The 18,474-nt window shown below is 37.6% G+C and carries 14 protein-coding genes; 13 read left to right on the top strand and 1 reads right to left on the bottom strand.

What is annotated here, in order from left to right:
* Nucleotides 1–44 precede the first annotated feature (44 nt).
* The 11 genes from GNP35_RS11065 to GNP35_RS11015 all read left to right on the top strand — a co-directional run bounded on the left by GNP35_RS11065 (nucleotide 45) and on the right by GNP35_RS11015 (nucleotide 16,922).
* Nucleotides 45–3,893, top strand: a complete 3,849-nt coding sequence (locus tag GNP35_RS11065) for a response regulator (RefSeq protein ID WP_155696177.1) — start codon at nucleotides 45–47, stop codon at nucleotides 3,891–3,893.
* Between the two features lie 146 nt (nucleotides 3,894–4,039).
* A complete protein-coding gene (locus GNP35_RS11060; protein ID WP_155696176.1) occupies nucleotides 4,040–5,827 on the top strand; it encodes a PAS domain-containing sensor histidine kinase in 1,788 nt (595 codons plus the stop codon).
* 41 nt (nucleotides 5,828–5,868) lie between these two features.
* The gene (locus GNP35_RS11055; protein ID WP_196492497.1) at nucleotides 5,869–6,072 is read left to right on the top strand and encodes a sensor histidine kinase; all 204 of its coding nucleotides are present in this window, start codon (nucleotides 5,869–5,871) and stop codon (nucleotides 6,070–6,072) included.
* 1 nt (nucleotide 6,073) lies between these two features.
* Nucleotides 6,074–6,727 carry a response regulator gene (locus tag GNP35_RS11050; RefSeq protein ID WP_155696174.1) on the top strand — a complete coding sequence of 218 codons (654 nt, stop codon included), beginning with the start codon at nucleotides 6,074–6,076 and terminating at the stop codon, nucleotides 6,725–6,727.
* Between the two features lie 278 nt (nucleotides 6,728–7,005).
* Nucleotides 7,006–7,371 (top strand): hypothetical protein, encoded by a 366-nt coding sequence (locus GNP35_RS11045; RefSeq protein ID WP_155696173.1) that lies wholly within the window; start codon nucleotides 7,006–7,008, stop codon nucleotides 7,369–7,371.
* A gap of 124 nt (nucleotides 7,372–7,495) precedes the next feature.
* The gene (locus GNP35_RS11040) at nucleotides 7,496–9,712 is read left to right on the top strand and encodes a bifunctional diguanylate cyclase/phosphodiesterase (RefSeq protein WP_155696172.1); all 2,217 of its coding nucleotides are present in this window, start codon (nucleotides 7,496–7,498) and stop codon (nucleotides 9,710–9,712) included.
* A gap of 166 nt (nucleotides 9,713–9,878) precedes the next feature.
* Nucleotides 9,879–11,009 carry an S-(hydroxymethyl)glutathione dehydrogenase/class III alcohol dehydrogenase gene (locus GNP35_RS11035; RefSeq protein ID WP_155696171.1) on the top strand — a complete coding sequence of 377 codons (1,131 nt, stop codon included), beginning with the start codon at nucleotides 9,879–9,881 and terminating at the stop codon, nucleotides 11,007–11,009.
* An 88-nt stretch (nucleotides 11,010–11,097) separates the two neighbouring features.
* Entirely contained in the window at nucleotides 11,098–11,850 is a 753-nt protein-coding gene (gene fghA, locus GNP35_RS11030; protein ID WP_414153695.1) for an S-formylglutathione hydrolase, read from the top strand.
* 103 nt (nucleotides 11,851–11,953) lie between these two features.
* Nucleotides 11,954–13,093: an FIST signal transduction protein gene (locus tag GNP35_RS11025; RefSeq protein WP_155696170.1), complete on the top strand. Its 1,140-nt coding sequence runs from the start codon at nucleotides 11,954–11,956 to the stop codon at nucleotides 13,091–13,093.
* Nucleotide 13,094: 1 nt separating this feature from the next.
* Nucleotides 13,095–14,978 carry a putative bifunctional diguanylate cyclase/phosphodiesterase gene (locus GNP35_RS11020; RefSeq protein ID WP_155696169.1) on the top strand — a complete coding sequence of 628 codons (1,884 nt, stop codon included), beginning with the start codon at nucleotides 13,095–13,097 and terminating at the stop codon, nucleotides 14,976–14,978.
* 135 nt (nucleotides 14,979–15,113) lie between these two features.
* Complete coding sequence (locus GNP35_RS11015; RefSeq protein ID WP_330997795.1) at nucleotides 15,114–16,922, top strand: fasciclin domain-containing protein; 1,809 nt, start codon at nucleotides 15,114–15,116, stop codon at nucleotides 16,920–16,922.
* A gap of 135 nt (nucleotides 16,923–17,057) precedes the next feature.
* Here the strand turns inward: GNP35_RS11015 and GNP35_RS11010 are convergent, their stop codons facing one another.
* Complete coding sequence (locus GNP35_RS11010; protein ID WP_155696167.1) at nucleotides 17,058–17,261, bottom strand: DUF2986 domain-containing protein; 204 nt, start codon at nucleotides 17,259–17,261, stop codon at nucleotides 17,058–17,060.
* 171 nt (nucleotides 17,262–17,432) lie between these two features.
* Between GNP35_RS11010 and GNP35_RS11005 the strand changes: the two genes are divergently transcribed.
* On the top strand, nucleotides 17,433–17,780 hold the full coding sequence (locus GNP35_RS11005; RefSeq protein WP_155696166.1) for a hypothetical protein: 348 nt from the start codon (nucleotides 17,433–17,435) through the stop codon (nucleotides 17,778–17,780).
* Between the two features lie 72 nt (nucleotides 17,781–17,852).
* Nucleotides 17,853–18,416, top strand: a complete 564-nt coding sequence (locus GNP35_RS11000; RefSeq protein WP_155696165.1) for a CBS domain-containing protein — start codon at nucleotides 17,853–17,855, stop codon at nucleotides 18,414–18,416.
* Nucleotides 18,417–18,474 lie beyond the last annotated feature (58 nt).

The following is an 18,474-nucleotide window of genomic DNA, read 5'->3' as shown; positions in this document are numbered from 1 at the left end:
ATCAGCTAAATTTTAAACATAATTGTGAATCAAAGGCGAAGACCTTGTTAAGTAAGAAACCAATCTTTAAACCACTGCCAGCGCTGTGCGCTATTTTTGTGATGCTACTAGGTAGTTTAGTTATGATGGGTTGGGCGGTAGAAAACCAGTCCATAGTACAATTACACAAAAGTTTTGCGCCTATGCAGTTTAATACGGCCTTGTTATTTTTGCTTTCAGGGTTGAGTCTATGGTTCTTAACAGAATCGCAATTAAAATTAGCGAATATAGTAGGCGGAATAATCTTTGCTGTTGCGTCTTTATCCACCCTCCAATATGTACTTGATGTAAATGTTGGCTTAGACCAATTGTTTGTTTCTCACTTTATAGATATAAATACAACATCTCCCGGAAGAATGGCGCCTAATACTGGTATTTGTTTCAGTTTAATAGGTTTGTTGTTACTAGTGGTTGGGCCTTTCGAAAACAAGCGCTGGCCGGTTAACTTTGCTATTATTTTAGCAACAATTTCATTTGCTACTGCCTCTGTTGCGCTCGCTGGCTATTTCAATAATGTAACCACTGCTTATGGTTGGGGGCAAATGACGCATATGGCATTGCACACATGCATCGGTTTTATTACGATTTCAACCGGCTTTATTGTGTTTTTTGTCCAAAAAGCAGTTTCCTTCAAAATTAAAGTAGACACTACTTTACTTCTTTTCATCTTTTTCACTTCTGTGACATTAACCCTTTCACAAGCATTACTCGGGCATGAACGCTTGCAACTAGAAAGGCGTTTAGCATTCTATATTGAACATGTTGAGTCTGAAATTAATGACAAACTTCTCGATAAAAGTAATCAAGTATTAAAGTTGAGTGAAGTGTTACAAAGTGAAGGTCTCAACTCGAGTAATCAAAATAGCTTAGTTTCCTATCTACAAAAAAACAAAAGTAACAGTGGTTCGGTAGCAATATTTGAAGACGGTCGCAAACAGGCTTTAACTGAGTTTAAAGTATCAATAGACACTGAAGAATTAGAAAGCTTATTAGTAAAAGGAAAAACGAGTGATAGGTATCCTATTATTGGAAACTCTAACGCTTATATTATAAATATTAGTACGTTAATAAAAGATAGTGAATATTTTGCTGTTTATTATAAAAACCCTGATGTCAATTTCAGCTTGGTGCAGTTTGTTCATTTTAGTTCGTTTCTTGGTGACTTAGATTCTCGTTATAACAAACTAAATATAGCTATAAAGATTGAAGATAGCCTGGGTAACTTAGTGAATCGTTTTTCTCCAATACAAGCAGAAGAAGATGTGTTGTCATATGGTCGAGTGTTTAAGTCAAGTGGATGGACGGTAACCTTGTATTCCGAGCGCTCAAGCTTGAGCGACGGCAGTCTAGCAAATGTAATTCTTATGTTCGGCATTATCTTTTGTGGACTAATGGTAGGAATATCTAAATTGCTTATGGACAGCAAAGCAAGAGCAATAGAAATATCAAAAGAGTCAGAGGCACGAAAGGACGCGTTGAAAAAAGCAAATGAAGCTAGGCTTATAAATGAAATGGCTCGAAAAGTTTCGGGGTTGGGCATATGGGTGTGGGATTTAGATAAAAAAGTTGTCTCCTGGGACAATAATATGTTCGATTCTTACCATATGGACCCTAAGCTTATTGATGAATCCTTACTTTACGATTCCTGGGTCGGAGCACTTCACCCAGAAGATGCTGAAAGGGTTGAAAGTAGCTTACAAGATGCCGTTCGAAATAAACAAGATTGGTACTGTACGTTTAGGTTAACGTTAGAAAATAATAAAGTTAAATACATGATTGCATCGGGAACTTGTATAAGTGATGAATACGGTAACGTTATAAAAGTGGTGGGCGGTAATTTTGATGTTACTGAATTAAGAGAAGCTCAAGAGCGATTAGTCACATTAAAAGAGCAAGCAGACCAAAATAGTTTGGCTAAAAGCCAATTTTTAGCCAATATGAGCCATGAAATAAGAACTCCAATGAATGGTGTTCTAGGTATAACTGACTTACTGAGCCAAACGCCTCTAACGCCGATACAACAAGAGTATTTAGACTTAGTTGTGAATTCAGCATCGTCGCTACTTCGTATTTTAAATGACATTTTGGACCAGTCAAAAATAGAAGCGGGAATGATGGAACTTGTTGAAGAGCATTTTTCATTAGACAACAAAGTAGGTGACATACTTAAAGGTTTTGCACCTACGGCCCATCAAAAAATGATTGAGTTGGAATACAACATCGACGGCCACGTGCCAAATTGTATTCGAGCAGATGAAACCCGTATTAGCCAGATGATCTTTAATGTTGTTGGCAACGCAGTAAAGTTTACTGAAACAGGTGAAGTAATTTTAGAGGTCGTTTCACTCAAGCCCGATAAAGAGTTAGAAATCGGTGACCCATTTACACTAATAATCACGATAAAAGACACTGGTATAGGTATCCCGGAAGACAAGTTACTATCAATATTTGAACCATTTGGTCAAGTGGACAGCACCACTACTCGCCGATTTGGTGGAACAGGGCTAGGTCTTCCAATAGTTAAGCAGCTGGTAAACTTAATGGGGGGTAATGTGGAGGTCTCTAGTCAACCCTCTATTGGCACAGAATTTAAAATTAATTTACCCGTCAAAAAGGGCGACATAGCGCAGCTGAGTAATGATGAAGGTCATGCTCATATAATAAACCAGTTTGATTTTACAGGTATAAGTTGTTTAGCCGTTGATGACAATGCAATTAATCGCCGTTGGTTAAAAAGTATGATTGGCTCATGGGGCTGTAAACCAATAATGGCAAGCTGCAGCGACCAGGCTATTGCGTTATATGATGCTGAAATTGATGCTGGCCGAAAAGTGGATGTTCTTATCGTAGACAAGGATATGCCGCAAAAGACGGGACTCGATTTCATTATTGAATTAAAAGCCAAATATAAAAATATTCCTCGAATTATCATGATGCTTACATCTAAAGAAATTAATGACTCTTTAATGAAGCTAGAAGAGCTAGACATTGAGCACTATCTGTTAAAACCGGTTAAGCAGTCAGAAGTGTTTAACATGCTAATGAAGGTTATGGAGGTTGATCGACCAGACTTACACTATTCAAAAAAAGACGAACTAAGTCCACCAGAAAAACTGCTTAATGTTTTAGTTGCAGAGGATAACCCGATTAACAGTCGTCTTGTACACGATATCCTTACCTATCGCGGTCATCAATCAACACTCGTATTTAACGGTAAACAGGCTTTAGAGCAATATAAGGGGCACGATTACGATGTAATATTAATGGATGTACAAATGCCTGAAATGGATGGGTTAGAGTCAACTAAACTTATTAGGCAATTTGAACAGTTAAACAATAAAGAAAGGGTAAAAATTATAGGCTTAACAGCCCACGCTTTATCGGGAGACCGACAAATATGTATTGATGCGGGCATGGACAATTATTTAACTAAGCCTGTAGACTCCAAAAACCTGATTTTGACAATAGAGTCTTATTTTAATTTGAAGAACGATTCTGAAGTTATAAAATTAGACTCTCAAAAGAGTCAAGCTACGGACCAGAGTCAGGCCACGCAACAAGGTAACGCAGATGAAAAGTTGGAAAACGAACCATTAGTAATACAGGAAAGGCCTGTACCTTTACGTTACATCTATCTTGATCTTGATGGAATACAACGTGTATCTGGTGGTCAGCAAGAAACAATAGATGCTATTTCTGAAATGACGTTAAAAATTCTGCCTCAAGAAATTGAAGATGTAGAAAGTCTGTTAGGCAGGGCAGAGTTTATTACGTTGGCTAAACTACTACACCGATTAAAGGAATGGTTGCTAATCTTACAGGTTCATATTTTGAAAAGGGGTTTGTTCAATTAGAACAACTTGCCATCGATGAAAACTCCGAATTGATTGAGTCGAATTGGCCCCCGTTAAAATTAAAGTTAAAGGCATTTTTAAAAGAGCTACAACACTATACGGACATACAAGATAAGAACTGATCATGGACTATACAAGGAGGTAAAATGAAAAGGTTTGGCAATAGAAGCTTGTTACCGCATTTAGCGGTCTTTTTTACCGTGGTACTTTCTAGTGGCCTGTTCACACTTTACTTTGTCAGTAGCTCCAAATTAATCCAGTGGTTATTGCTAATATTTGTAGCTGCAGGCGTCTATTTTGCTATCGATAGATTGCTAGAGTTTATTTTTAAAGAGAAAGAGACATATAACGATCAGGTAAGGTCAATTTTCTATAATGAAATATTGCATCAAGGGTATAACCCCTGCTTATTAATATCTGTAAATGACTTGAAAGTCGTAGAAATGAATTATTCAGCAAGCAAAGCATTAACTATTAATAAAAACCAGTCCGTCTCTTTGTTGACGGATATATTTGTTGAAAGTGACAGTGAGGCTTTAATTGAATGGATTCAATCGATTAAAACACAAAATAATTACTCTACCCAAATTACTAATGTTCGTATTAAAGACCGTCATGGGAAGTTAATTCCTAAAGTGTCAAAAGTTACCGCCATGCCAATAAAAACTTTTGATAATGAAATGGTTATTATCAAAATTGAACCAAAATCCAGGGTGCTCAACGTAGCGAATGAGTCTTACCACCTTCTTAAGAATATAGATATTACACGCCATGCAGCAGGCACAGCTTATTGGGAACTAGAAATCGACTCTAATTTACTCTTTTTTAGCAGTTTAGTTGCAGAGCTCTTGGGGCTAGATAATACATTATCGTCGCCTATGTTATTAAAGGATTTAGAAGAGGTTGCTGATTGTGCTGTATTTAAATTTGCTGAGCAAATGTTTGCAGGAGAACCCGGGAAACATTCGTTTCATTCCCAAAAAATGATAATTGACCGCAGTGGCAATCAAAAGTTTGTTGTTATGCAAGCTCATTACTATGAAACAGATAAAGTTATTCTAGGTACGTTGTATGACATGACGTCAATCAAAACAACTGAAATCAAGTTGAGACAACGAGAACAGCAAATGAACCAACTTATTGATTCAATACCGGAAAGCATTTTGGTGTTACAGAAATCAAAAGTTGTATTTTTAAACCGAGCCGCGGTTAAATTATTTGCTTTCTCCGACATATCTGACGCTAATGATATGCGACTATCGGAATTTGTATCGGACAATGATAAGTCGTTACTGAGAGATAGAATCAAATACATGCTAGCGGGTAAAAAGAGAAGTTATGGTTTTACATCATTCAGGTTACGCAAATCTACTGGCGAATTTTTTGATGCAGAAGTAGCAGTAAACTTGATCATTTATGAAGCGGTAGAGTCAATTCAGTTTGTAATCCGTGACCTCACAGAGGTATTGCGAGTTAAGAACGCCTTAGCAAAAGCAAACTTTAGGCTGAGTGCTTTATCCTCCAAAACATTACAATTGATAGAAGCAGAGCGAAAACAAATAGCAGGAGAACTGCACGATGATGTTGGTCAGTCACTAACGGCCATACTATTGGCAACAAAGTGGGTTAGTCGCCGACTAGAAGAAAAAGCGTTATTGGAAAAAGTATCTGATATCCATTTAATCGCTAGTCAAAGCTTGGATACAGTAAGAAATCTATCCCTATTATTAAGACCTGCTCAGTTAGATTCGCTAGGGTTTTCACCAGCCATAAAATGGCAAATGGATAAACTATTATCAATTGATGATATTCACTATGAAATTGATGATGCTGGATTTCGTGAGCTAAAAGATAAACAAGCTGAAATCGTTGGTTTTCGTATTGTGCAAGAATCTTTAACAAACATAGTTAAGCATGCAAAGCGAAATCTGTAAAGGTTAAGTTAAGTAGTGATCATGAAGTATTGATAATACAAGTGAGCGATGATGGTATAGGTTTTGATGTTCACGCCCAGAGTGATAGTGTGGGACTAATTAATATGAAAGAACGAGTTGAGCTTGCTGGTGGTGACTTTAAAATTTTTTCAAAACCACTATTAGGTACTGATATTAAAGTAGAAATACCGTTGCGAAATTCATTTTCAGAGCTAAAATCAACAGATGTCTACAGTGGAGAGTAATATGGCAGAAAAGAAAAAAGTGGTTTTGGTTGATGACCACCATCTTGTAAGAGCTGGCTTGAGAGCTTTGTTAGAAGATTTGAATTATTATGAGGTTGTTGCTGAAGGTGCTGACGGAAGTGAAGTGCTTGCTTTGATAGAGAAAACAAACCCTGATGTTGTTATTCTTGATATCGCTATGAAAATAAAGTCAGGGCTAGATGCCTTAATTGATATAAAAGCCTTATACCCAACGTTACCCGTTATATTACTAACGATGCACAACACGAGTGATTATTTACAAACAGCGATAGAAAGAGGCGCAAGTGCCTATTTATTAAAAGATTCAGCAGAAGTTGAGTTAGAGTTAGCTCTTAACGCTGTTTTAAAAAATGAAATTTATATAAGCCCTAAGTTGTCCGAGCAATTACTTGAGACTTTGAATGCTGACAGAAAGAGTGAAAAAGTCATTGTCTCTAAGGTCCTAACGCCAAGACAAACAGAGATTCTGAAAATGCTTGCCGATGGCAAAGGCACCAAGGAAATTGCTTTTGATCTTGGCTTAAGTGTAAAAACCATTGAGTCTCACCGTTCGCAGATCATGGAAAGGTTACAAATTAGAGACCTAGCGTCGTTAGTACGTTTTGCAATTAAAAACGGCGTCACCACATTATAGCTAACCTTTTACCTAATTAAGATACAGGCTAAGGGACTGGAGTATAACTTTTAAGAATACACCTGATATATAACTGATTAATAAAGCTTTAGTATCGTTGCATTAATCAAATACTCTCCAACCTGATACAGCCACTCGCGGTTTTGAGTGGCTTTTTTTTGCTTCAAATAGGGGAATGACCTAATAGTAATAGGCATTCCCTCATTCATAATTTCGGTGTAACAGCCATACTCAAATTCGATTCCAAATTTTATTGGATCGATTGGTGGAGATATAATATGAATGACTTTATGAGAACTCCTGATTCAAGCGAAATTATAAGGCAACCAAAGATTGAGCTGGATAGTGAAACAAAGAATCACCTGCTTTCTTTAACCTCAGCAAATAACTCATCAATGAGATCGTTGGCGGTGCGTAATTTACAATTCTATCCAGAACACCTAGACGTATTATTGGCATTGATAAAAACAGAATCTGAAGAAGTGGTTATAAATGAAGTACGAAACTCTTTACTCGCCTTACACAAAATCGATTCCATGAAAGATGTAATTGAGCATGAGTTACAAAAGCTTGCAGATAAATACAGTGATGACGCAGACATAACTAGGTTTTGTGGAGAGCTTTTAAATAATATAAATAATTGAACACCTAGAAGGACTTAGTAGAATAAATTCTAAGAATTAAGTTCGCTTTGTGCATTTGACGCACTATTATAGTAACTCGTTATAGTTTTTATAGAAGTGGCGTTTAAAGTGTATCGGGTGATCAATGGCGACAGATAAAGCAATAGAATCTAAATTTGGTTACTTAAAAAAAGAACTAAAAAACGCAAAAACACAACTTACATTTTCAATAATTGTCTTGTTTATTGTATCCATGTGGTACAGCCATAACACCATAAAAGTGCACAAAGACTATCAATCTTCATTAATGAGTTCAGTTTCCCAGCAAGTCGTTAATGAATACCAAAACCATATCGCGCATCGCAGGCAGCAAATTGATAGATTTCAATGGCGACATCAAACAGAATTGCTAGATTTATACCGTCAAGGTGCACTTACTGAACGCGAGGATTATTTATTTTTACTCAAAGAGCTCCGTAATGAAATTTCAGGCGTAAGACTTTTCTCTATTTTTGATAAACAAGGCGTTGGCGTTTTTCGCAAAATTACGGGTGACTTTTTAGATGACTGTCAGCAGGAAATAGATTCTACAATTAATAATAATGGCCAAGAAGCGATGTTCTTGCATAAAGACTCGTCATCTGTTCATTATGATATTTTACAATCATTGATAGGCGCACAAGACCTTTTGTACCTATTTGTCGCGTTTGAGCCTACTGCCCTCAAGTCCATTTTAGAGCGTTATAGATTGCCGCAACAAGAGTTATTCTTATTGCGTAATGACCGACACGTGGAAATTGAACTAAAGGAGTCAAGTAATAGTACATTTAGCAATGTTGTTATGAGCGAAGCTGAGTTTAGTAACTTTTCAAGTCTAGTAAAAATCCCTAAGACTCGTTGGAGTGTCGGGGTTAGACTATCTGATAATTATGCTAATGAACTATTTTGGAGCAATTACCAATGGTCTTTTATTGTTTGGGCTGTTGTATCTCTGGTTCTCTTTTTGAGTTATATCTCTCAAAAGAAAAAAAGTGTGGGGCAAATGACTGCACTTAAGCAGCTAGAGTTTTCTAAATCTCATGATACTTTAACTGGATTGATGACGAGGGATGTATTCTCTCAATATTTTAATAATAAACGCTCATCAATATCTGAAAATCAAGGCGTTGCTTTTGTTATTGATATTGACAAGTTTCAGGTTTTTAATAATTCATTAGGCTTTACTAAAGGCGATTCAGTTTTGCGTATGCTGGCTGAGGAAATTAGAAAAGTGATACCTATTGGAGCTAAAATATCTCGAATCAGTAATGATCAGTTTGCTGTTCTGGATTCAAATATGAACCATACCAAAGCTCAAGATTATGCCCATTTCTTAAAATCCCATATTGAAAATTTAGATCTGTCGAATATCGAAGAGAGCTTGTCACTTACGAGTTGTATCGGCGTTGTTAAAATCAATGCAGAAGTGGTTGATAGCGAGCATTTGATGAGCTCATTGCTGTTGACATTAAAACTAGCAAAAAACAAAGGCCGAAATCAGGTTTTATTGTATCAATCGGATGATCCCGAATTAGTCCAGCATGCACAAGAAATGGAGATTTATCATGCTATTCAGCGAGCTTTAAACGAAGATAGCTTCCAACTTTATAGGCAAGAAATTAGATCAAACTTGAGCAATTGCGAAAACAGTGTTTATGAAGTGTTGCTAAGAATGTTTGATTCAATGGGCAATATTGTCAGTCCGGCTTTATTTATTCCAATTGCCGAACAACACAGCCTAGCAGCAGAGCTAGATAAGTGGGTTATCGCTAGAGCCTTTAAAAATATGGCGATAAGTAAAACAAAAGACCACTATTGCATAAACCTTTCGGGGCAAACGTTGGCTGACCCAAGCATGGTTGGCTATGTAAAACAAAAAATTGAACAGTTTGGTGTGTTACCACAGCAAGTTACGTTTGAAATAACCGAGACCTTTGCAATTACTCATTTAGAGTCTGCTATTTATTTTATCGGTGAAATTACAAAGTATGGCTGTCAGTTTGCTCTTGATGACTTCGGTAGCGGCTTATCTTCATTTAGTTATTTGCAAAAACTGCCAGTACAAAAATTAAAAATTGATGGTGTTTTCATCAAAAATATCACTAAAAACTCAAGAAACCAGGCATTTGTCAGCACAATGGTAACGTTAGCAAAGTCAATGGAAATGGAAACTGTTGCAGAGTTTGTTGAAACCGAGGAAGAGTTTACTATGCTCAAGGAGCTGAACCTCGATTTCTGTCAAGGTTATTTCTTCCATAAACCCGATCGCTGGATTGTTAATGAAATGTTGGAATTGGCTTCGAATAACCATTTGCAACAATAGTGGCTCGATTGTTGTTATTGTTGCTACTGAGAAAAAGTGAATTGGATTAGCAGGCATTTTATTTTAATTTTTGATGGATATACTTACCACATAGTCACTTTCTAAATTACTTCAATGAATGAAAAGTTGAGGTAGTTACGTACATAAATTTAATTAAGGAATACAAATGACAGCGCAATTTATCAAGTCTAAAGCTGCAGTAGCATGGGGCCCAAATGAGCCGTTAAAAATTGAAGAAGTTGATGTAATGCTTCCTAAAGCAGGTGAAGTATTAGTAAAGATTGTTGCTAGCGGCGTATGCCATACTGATGCTTTTACACTGTCCGGCGAAGACCCGGAAGGTATATTTCCTGCGATACTAGGCCATGAAGGTGGTGGTATTGTTGAGCAAATTGGTGAGGGCGTAACAAGTGTATCTGTTGGCGACCATGTCATTCCTTTATACACACCAGAATGTGGTGAATGTAAGTTTTGTACTTCAGGTAAAACGAATCTTTGTCAAAAAATCCGTGAAACACAGGGTAAAGGCTTAATGCCAGATGGTACGACTCGTTTTTACAAAGACGGCCAGCCAATATTTCACTATATGGGTACTTCAACATTTTCAGAATACACCGTAATGCCAGAGATTTCGTTAGCTAAGGTGAATAAAGACGCGCCGCTAGAAGAGGTGTGTTTATTAGGTTGTGGTGTAACAACGGGAATGGGCGCTGTTATGAATACAGCTAAAGTAGAAGAAGGTGACACGGTTGCTATCTTCGGTCTTGGTGGTATTGGTTTGTCAGCAGTAATTGGTGCAACAATGGCAAAAGCAGGTCGTATTATTGCCATTGATATTAACGAAAGTAAATTTGATTTAGCCAAAAAGTTGGGCGCAACTGATTGTATTAATCCGAAAGATTACGATAAGCCAATTCAAGACGTAATTGTTGAGCTAACAGACGGTGGCGTGGACTACTCTTTTGAATGTATAGGCAACGTTGATGTAATGCGCTCTGCTCTTGAGTGTTGTCATAAAGGTTGGGGAGAGTCAGTAGTTATAGGTGTGGCTGGAGCTGGACAAGAAATTTCAACACGACCATTTCAACTGGTAACTGGACGTGTATGGCGTGGTTCAGCATTTGGCGGTGTAAAAGGGCGTTCTGAGTTACCTGATTACGTAGAGCGTTATTTGGCCGGTGAGTTTAAACTAAGTGACTTTATAACACATACAATGGGCTTAGATGGAATTAATGAAGCTTTTGATTTAATGCACGAAGGCAAAAGTATCCGCACTGTTATTCATTTTGATAAGTAGTCATCATGTTAAAAAATATTACTTCAACTAAAGTTTTGGTGGTTGGCACAAGCAATATAAACACCAATCTAGCTCAGTTTCAGGGGAAATGCAGTTTGCTGTGTTTCTTCCTCCTGGTGTTAGTGAGAACAACAAGATGCCGGTTTTGTATTGGTTATCAGGCTTAACCTGTACCGATGAAAACTTCATGCAAAAAGCAGGTGCTTTGAAGTTAGCGGCTGAGTTAGGCGTGGTTATTGTTGCACCAGATACGAGCCCTAGAGGCGAAGCAGTAGCTGACGATGATAGCTATGACCTGGGTCAAGGCGCCGGCTTTTATCTGAATGCGGTTAAGAAGCCCTGGGCAAAACATTACCAAATGTACGATTACGTTGTAAAAGAATTACCTAAATTAATAGAACGTGAGTTTCCAGTCACAAGTAAAAAGTCGATTTCGGGTCATTCAATGGGAGGGCATGGTGCGCTTACTATAGCCCTAAAGAATCCTACGGAATATGCATCTGTTTCGGCATTCAGTCCAATTTGTAATCCTAGTAATTGTCCTTGGGGTATTAAAGCCTTTAGTGCTTATTTAGGTGAAGAAAAAAGTCTTTGGGCACAATACGATGCTGTAGAGTTGATTAAAAGCTCTAATGACTTTGTTCCGACACTGATTGATCAGGGTTTAGATGATAACTTCTACCCTGAACAACTCAAAACGCTAGAACTGAAAAAAGTAGCAGACGAGTACGACTACGATGTAGAAGTGAATCTGCGAGAGGGTTATGACCACAGTTATTACTTTATTTCGAGTTTTATAGATGTACATTTACAGTTTCATTTAAAGCACTTGTTAATGTAAAACTTTACAATAGCGTCATTAAATTATAAAAAGTCGGTAATCACCGGCTTTTTTGTTTTGTACTAAACTTAGAAGGTCTGAACGAACTAAAAGAAAGTAAGTAATGAAATCAAGTCAGTACCATTATCAGAATCGTGTTTGGCAAACATCTAAAAGCCTCCCTTTAGCAAGTCCTGCGCAATTAGTATTAACTTTTGGTTGTCGCCAGTTAGCCAGTTCGAAAGAGTTTCAAAGTGAGCTCCGTTTGGCATTTCCTGATGCTGATATCATAGGTTGTAGCACCAGCGGAGAAATTATTGATACGGAAGTGTTTGATGAAACCATGGTGGTCAATGAACTAACTTTTGAACATACCGAAACACAATGCCGGAGTATAAACCTAGATGACTTTGCTAGTTTTGATGCCGCTATTTCTTCTCTCGCTGAAAGTTTACCTTTTGAGCACTTAAAGCATGTACTGGTTATATCCGATGGTCAAAATGTAAATGGTACTGATTTAGCTGAGAAGTTGATGACAAAGTTGCCTACCAAAGTGACTATTTCAGGCGGTTTAGCTGGCGATGGAGATAGGTTTAATGAAACGATTGTTTGGCATAATGACAAAGTAAGTGCAAAACAGATTGTGTTATGCGGCTTTTATGGTGATCAACTCCAGGTCGGTTTTGGTAGTGCTGGCGGGTGGGTTCCTTTTGGGCCAGAACGATTAATTACAAAATCAGAAGCAAATGAGCTTTATGAATTAGATGGCCAATCTGCGTTAGAACTTTATAAAGAGTACTTAGGTGAGTTTGCATCAGAATTGCCAGCCTCCGCTCTTCGGTTCCCTTTATGCCTTAAAAATGAGAACAATGGTGACTTTACTGTACGTACTATTTTGAATATCGACGAGTCATCAAACAGTTTAATTTTCGCTGGGGATATTCCAGAAGGGCAATATGTCACCTTAATGCGAGCAAATACTGGAAAATTAATAGATGGAGCGCAGCTATCAGCTCAACAATCTCTGGATATTGCTGGGTGTGATGATCCTGACTTCGCTCTGCTAATCAGTTGTGTTGGCCGAAGGCTAGTATTACAGCAAGAGTCTGAATACGAGCTTGAAAGTGTTCAAGAAGTGTTAGGAGAAGGTTGTACATTAGGTGGCTTTTACTCTTATGGAGAGCTATCGCCAAGAGGCTTCGAAAATCGTTGTTTACTGCACAATCAAACGATGACGGTTACTACATTTAAAGAACACAATTGATATGCACCGTTTACTAAAACGTCAAATTAAAAAATACTTGTTAACAAATGAACCCGACGAGGAATTAACTCGTTTTTTAGCTTCCATCGACCAAGCTTATCAACAGAATGAGCGCGAACTGTCTTTAATAGATCGCTCACTAGAATTGGCTTCTACCGAACTGTCTAGTCGAAATGAGTCTTTACGACGTGAAGTTGAAAAACAGCAATTGATTCAAAAAGAACTGTCGCTTTCTTTGGCCGCTTTAAATGCAACATTTGATTCAACGGGTGAAGCTATTCTTGCTATAAACCTAGAAGGAAACGTGACTAAGTATAACCAAATGGCGGGACAACTTTTTAACAGTAATATACTTACTCGTGAACCTTTGTCGCTAATCAAGTTAAAAACTGTGATTTCCCAATTAGACGACACCTCTCGGCTAGGTCATAAGTTTAGACAAATAAAACATAATCCATTAGTTGAATTATATGGGCAGTTAAGGTTGAAGGATGGACGTTTTTTTGAATATCACACATCTGCGCAAATCCAAGGGGAACAAATTTTAGGCCGAGTTTGGTGTTTTAGAGACATTAGTGAGCTTAAGCATAATGAGGCAATGGTTCAGCATCAAGCTTTTCATGACGCCCTTACTGGCCTGCCTAATAGAGCACTACTAGATGATCGATTATCGCACGGCATTACATACTGTAATCGCTTCAATACTCATTTGTCGGTTTTGTTTATTGACTTAGACGACTTTAAAAAAGTAAATGATAATGCTGGACACCAAGCTGGTGATGCAGTGTTAAAGGAAGTAACAAGACGCATAAAAACATGTATTAGGGATGTTGATACTATTGCCCGCTTAGGTGGCGATGAGTTTGTTGTACTACTCGAAAACCTTCAAGAGTCTAAAATATCTACTGTTATTAGCCATCGAATTATAGATGAAATTGTGAAGCCATTTGTTGTAGGTGATAGCGAATTTTATATCTCATCTAGCATTGGTATTAGCATGTACCCTAAAGATGGTATCGACAGCGAAGAGTTACTCCGTAAGGCCGATATGGCAATGTATCATGCTAAGGCGTTAGGTAAGAATAACCACCAGTATTTTGATAGTGAGCTTGAGCGTTCATCAAATCAGCAATTACAAGTTGAAAACCATTTAAGAGAAGCAATAGGAAACGACGAGTTTCATTTGAATTATCAACCAAAAATTGATTTGAAGAGCAATGCTATTATTGGTTTTGAAGCTTTATTACGTTGGAACAGAGCTGGTGGAATGAATACCCCTGATATATTTATTCCAGTAGCAGAACAAACTGGATTAATAAACGAAATAGGTGATTGGGTTTTGAAGCAAGTTTGTTCTGATGTCAAAAAATGGCTTGAACTTGGATATGGGTTATTACCAGTTGCGATAAACGTTTCACCTGTGGAATTCAGAAATAAAAAGCTGGTTGAGCAGATAAAAGCCACCATTATTGAATATGGCATACCGCCCGAAGCTATTGAAATTGAAATTACGGAATCATTATTCTTGGATAATATCTCGTTTGTGAAAGAGATATTAAAAGACTTGAGAGACTTTGGCATCAGTGTGGCGGTTGATGATTTTGGAACCGGTTATTCGTCTTTACAATACCTTCATGAGCTGCCAATCGATATACTTAAAATAGATAAATCGTTTATTTTGGATTTAAGTAATCAACCACATAATGCCGCGATAGCCGATAGTATTATTAATCTTGCCCACAACCTTGGGCTAAAAGTGGTGGCGGAAGGTATCGAAAACCAAGCCTCCATGTCATTTTTGAAACATCGGGGTTGTGATATTGGGCAAGGTTTTTTTATGTATAAACCTATGAGAAGTGAAGAGTTGATGGAACTTATTGTTTGATTTAACCAATATGCTACGGTTGTATTTTTGAAATAGTTCAAGTCTAAAAAATAGTCTTTTTTTTGAAAAAAAAGTTGATCGAACGGAAATAAGCTTGCGTAAAAATTGAGCAAACTAAGCATGAGGAATTTTAAAGTGATAAAAATAAAAGCTCTACTTCTAATAACATGCAGTATTTTTTTTATTCAAGCTTGTAATGATAGTGACGATGAAGTGCCAGTAGCAACAATAGTTGATGTGGCCAAAGCAAACGGGAATTTTACTACCCTAATAGCAGCACTCGAAGCTACAGGTCTAGACGAAACTCTTTCAGACACAGATAGCACATACACAGTATTTGCGCCTACCGACGCTGCATTTGCGTTGCTTGGTGATGATGCAATAACTTCTCTGCTCAACGATACCGACACCTTAAGCAATATTTTAACCTATCATGTTATCAGTGGAGAAGTCAGCTCAGTTGCTGCTGAAGCCGCTGTTGGAATCACCGTAGAGATGGTAAATGAGGATTCCATTGGTATTTCTCTAGACGGCGACAATTTGTTAGTGAATACAGCGACAGTCACTACTGTGGACATAGAGACGGACAACGGAATTATTCATGTAATTGATGCTGTGTTAATGCCACCCGCGGCAAAAGGTACACCAATGGATAATATTGTTGAAACCGCTGTAGCGGCAGGAAACTTTACAACGCTAGTATCAGTGCTTGAAGCCACTGAGCTGGATGACGTATTAGCGAGTGAAGATAGTACATTCACAGTATTTGCACCAACAGACGCTGCTTTCGCGATGATAGATGAAGAGACTTTGGGTCTTTTATTGGATAACCCGAACGTACTAGCTAGTATTCTTTTACAGCACGTTGTGGCCGGAGTGGAAGTAGATTCAGTTAATGCATATGCTTTAAATGGAACCTCAGTAACAACAGCATCTCAAGCGGCCATTGACGTTAGCATTAATGCTTCAACTGACATGCTGTTGTTTGGTGGTGCAAACGTTATTTCAAAAGATATTTATACATCAAACGGAGTAATACACGTTATCGATGCTGTTGTTATTGGTGATGTGGCGTTACCTGAACCACCAATTAGTTTGGTAGATGTAGCGAGAGAAAATGGTAGCTTTACAACACTTGTTGCAGCTATTGAAGCTACTGGTTTAGACATTGTATTGGCTGATACTGACTCAACTTATACTGTTTTTGCACCAAGTGATGCTGCGTTTGAGAAGCTTCCGGAGGGAACAGTAGCTGGCTTATTGGCAGATACAGAAACACTATCTGACATATTGCTTTACCACGTTTTAGCGGGAAATGTGACATCTGATACGGCAATTACAGTCGCGCAGTCAAATAGCAGCTTAATCACCATGGAGAATACTGATAACGTTGCCTTATCTTATGTGGACTCAACGTTGTTTGTTAATAATGCGTCAGTAGTGACAACAGACGTCATGGCAGACAACGGTACAATCCATGTGTTAGATACAGTAATCATGCCTCCAGTAGAAAAAGGGGAGCCTACTCAAAGCATTGTTGATGTTGCGGTAGCTGATGATCGTTTCACTACACTTGTTGACGCTCTAACTGCAGCTAACCTAGTTGATGTTTTGGCGAATGAGGAAAGTACATTCACGGTATTTGCACCAACGAATGATGCTTTTGACAAAATTGATAGTGCAGCGTTGAACGCGCTATTGGCTGACACTGAAGCGCTAAGAGAAGTATTGTTACAACACGTTATCACTGCTGAAGTTAACTCTGTGAGTGCCTACTCATTAAACGGAACAAATGTTGGAACTGCTTCGGGAAATGACGTAGGTATTTTAATAGATGCAAATACAGGCTCATTACAATTTGGTGGTGCAAACGTAATAATAACGGACATATATACTACAAATGGCATTATCCACGTTATTGATACTGTAGTGGTAGAACCATAAGGTTTAAATCAAGTTTAGGCGGGAGCTAGCTTTACGTTTACACTTATTACTAAAGCCGAAGTGCTTATTATACAAGTACTTCGGTTTTTAGCTTTTTGTAACCACCTACTTTACATTTGATATGCTACCAAATTTTTAATCTGCCTCTGTAGCCCTTTGGTCTTTGATACTATCAGCTTTGCCATCATTAGCTTCTGCGCCAGACGCAGGCTCTTCCGGTACTAAATTCTCTCTGTCGGCTTTACTAATATATTTTTCTTTCTTCTTGGGATTTCGCTTTTCGTTACGCTTTTTTGCTTTGCGTTTAAGTGTTTCGTTAATTTTCTTTTTTCGATTCATTTTTGCGGGCTACCAAGTCTAAAGATCAATGGCATTATAATGCTAATGTAGCGTAATGGTAATGAACTTTTCACTTTACAGTTAATCAAAGAATAGACTAATCTTTAAAATAAGATTGAATACTAACAAAACAGCCCCACTTAAATAGATAGTGAATTGTTTGAGTTAATTATGAAAAAAACCTCATTGTTTCTGTTAATTGTTTTTGTCAGTAATTTTATTACTGCTTTAGCTTTTGCACAGGCTGACATTAATGAGGCCGCGGCAGAACGCTATAGTCAAACATTTAACCAACAACTAACACTGAACAGTGCAGCTAGCCAAAATCTAATAAATCTAGTTGAGCAAATCAACAGCGAATCAAATGATGATTTTGAACAAGACTCACATTTAGCGCATAGCTCAAGTTTAATAGCGAAACGTAATGCCATTGCTCCTCTTTCGTTTTTAAACGATTCCTCCAGTGCAACCAAACATCTATATTACATTGCAAGAGCACCACCTCACGTCATTGACTAAAAATCAAACTTTTAAAACTACAAACATATTTTAATTAGTCAAATTGCACTCTAAGAGTGCGAGAGGTAAGCAATGAAAGAATTACAATTATATAATGTTGATCAAAGTGACAACGTTTTTATTCACGCTCTTGATAAAAAATTAACAATTACATCTCCAGCCACAGAAGTTTTTAATGACTTTCAGGAGCATGAGCCTGTAAAAGTAAATGGTGACGTAAAGGCAAAAGATGCTTTGATTTTAATGAAAAGAGCAGATACTGAAATGAAGCTTGTTGTATCTAGTCATGGTGATTTTTTAGGGTTGATTAGTAGCAATGAGCTCAATGAGCAAAATATTATCTCTGAGGTATCTCGTGGAGTTAGTAGGGATGACGTGTTAGTCCAAGATTTGATGATATCTAAGTACAAGTTACATGCCTTTGACTATGAAGAACTATCACGCGCTAATGTAAGCGATGTTGTCTCTTCGTTACGTAACTATGGTTTGAGGCACTGTTTAGTGGTTGAGAGAAACCAACATCAAATTAAGGGTGTTATATCGGCTAATGATATTGCGAGAGCCTTGCAAGTACCTTTGAGCTTAAACGAAAGATCCTCATTTGGGCACCTGTATAACGCTATTGCCAATCATTAATTAATAAATAGAGTAAAAGTAGGATTGTCTACTTTTACTCTGGTTTAGCATAGCCGTT

It is taken from the genome of Psychrosphaera haliotis (assembly GCF_009728465.1).
GTDB classification, from domain to species: Bacteria; Pseudomonadota; Gammaproteobacteria; order Enterobacterales; family Alteromonadaceae; genus Psychrosphaera; species Psychrosphaera haliotis.
Note: the sequence above shows the minus strand (reverse complement) of the source record. Positions and strands in the feature narration are given on the sequence as shown.

Bases quoted from the DNA above. Each gene is read 5' to 3' on its own strand.
- GNP35_RS11060 (WP_155696176.1), top strand. From the start codon at position 4,040: ATGAAAAGGTTTGGCAATAGAAGCTTGTTACCGCATTTAGCGGTCTTT.
- fghA (WP_414153695.1), top strand. From the start codon at position 11,098: ATGCAGTTTGCTGTGTTTCTTCCTCCTGGTGTTAGTGAGAACAACAAG.
- GNP35_RS11050 (WP_155696174.1), top strand. From the start codon at position 6,074: ATGGCAGAAAAGAAAAAAGTGGTTTTGGTTGATGACCACCATCTTGTA.
- GNP35_RS11000 (WP_155696165.1), top strand. From the start codon at position 17,853: ATGAAAGAATTACAATTATATAATGTTGATCAAAGTGACAACGTTTTT.
- GNP35_RS11040 (WP_155696172.1), top strand. From the start codon at position 7,496: ATGGCGACAGATAAAGCAATAGAATCTAAATTTGGTTACTTAAAAAAA.
- GNP35_RS11020 (WP_155696169.1), top strand. From the start codon at position 13,095: ATGCACCGTTTACTAAAACGTCAAATTAAAAAATACTTGTTAACAAAT.
- GNP35_RS11025 (WP_155696170.1), top strand. From the start codon at position 11,954: ATGAAATCAAGTCAGTACCATTATCAGAATCGTGTTTGGCAAACATCT.
- GNP35_RS11010 (WP_155696167.1), bottom strand. From the start codon at position 17,261: ATGAATCGAAAAAAGAAAATTAACGAAACACTTAAACGCAAAGCAAAA.
- GNP35_RS11045 (WP_155696173.1), top strand. From the start codon at position 7,006: ATGAATGACTTTATGAGAACTCCTGATTCAAGCGAAATTATAAGGCAA.
- GNP35_RS11005 (WP_155696166.1), top strand. From the start codon at position 17,433: ATGAAAAAAACCTCATTGTTTCTGTTAATTGTTTTTGTCAGTAATTTT.
- GNP35_RS11035 (WP_155696171.1), top strand. From the start codon at position 9,879: ATGACAGCGCAATTTATCAAGTCTAAAGCTGCAGTAGCATGGGGCCCA.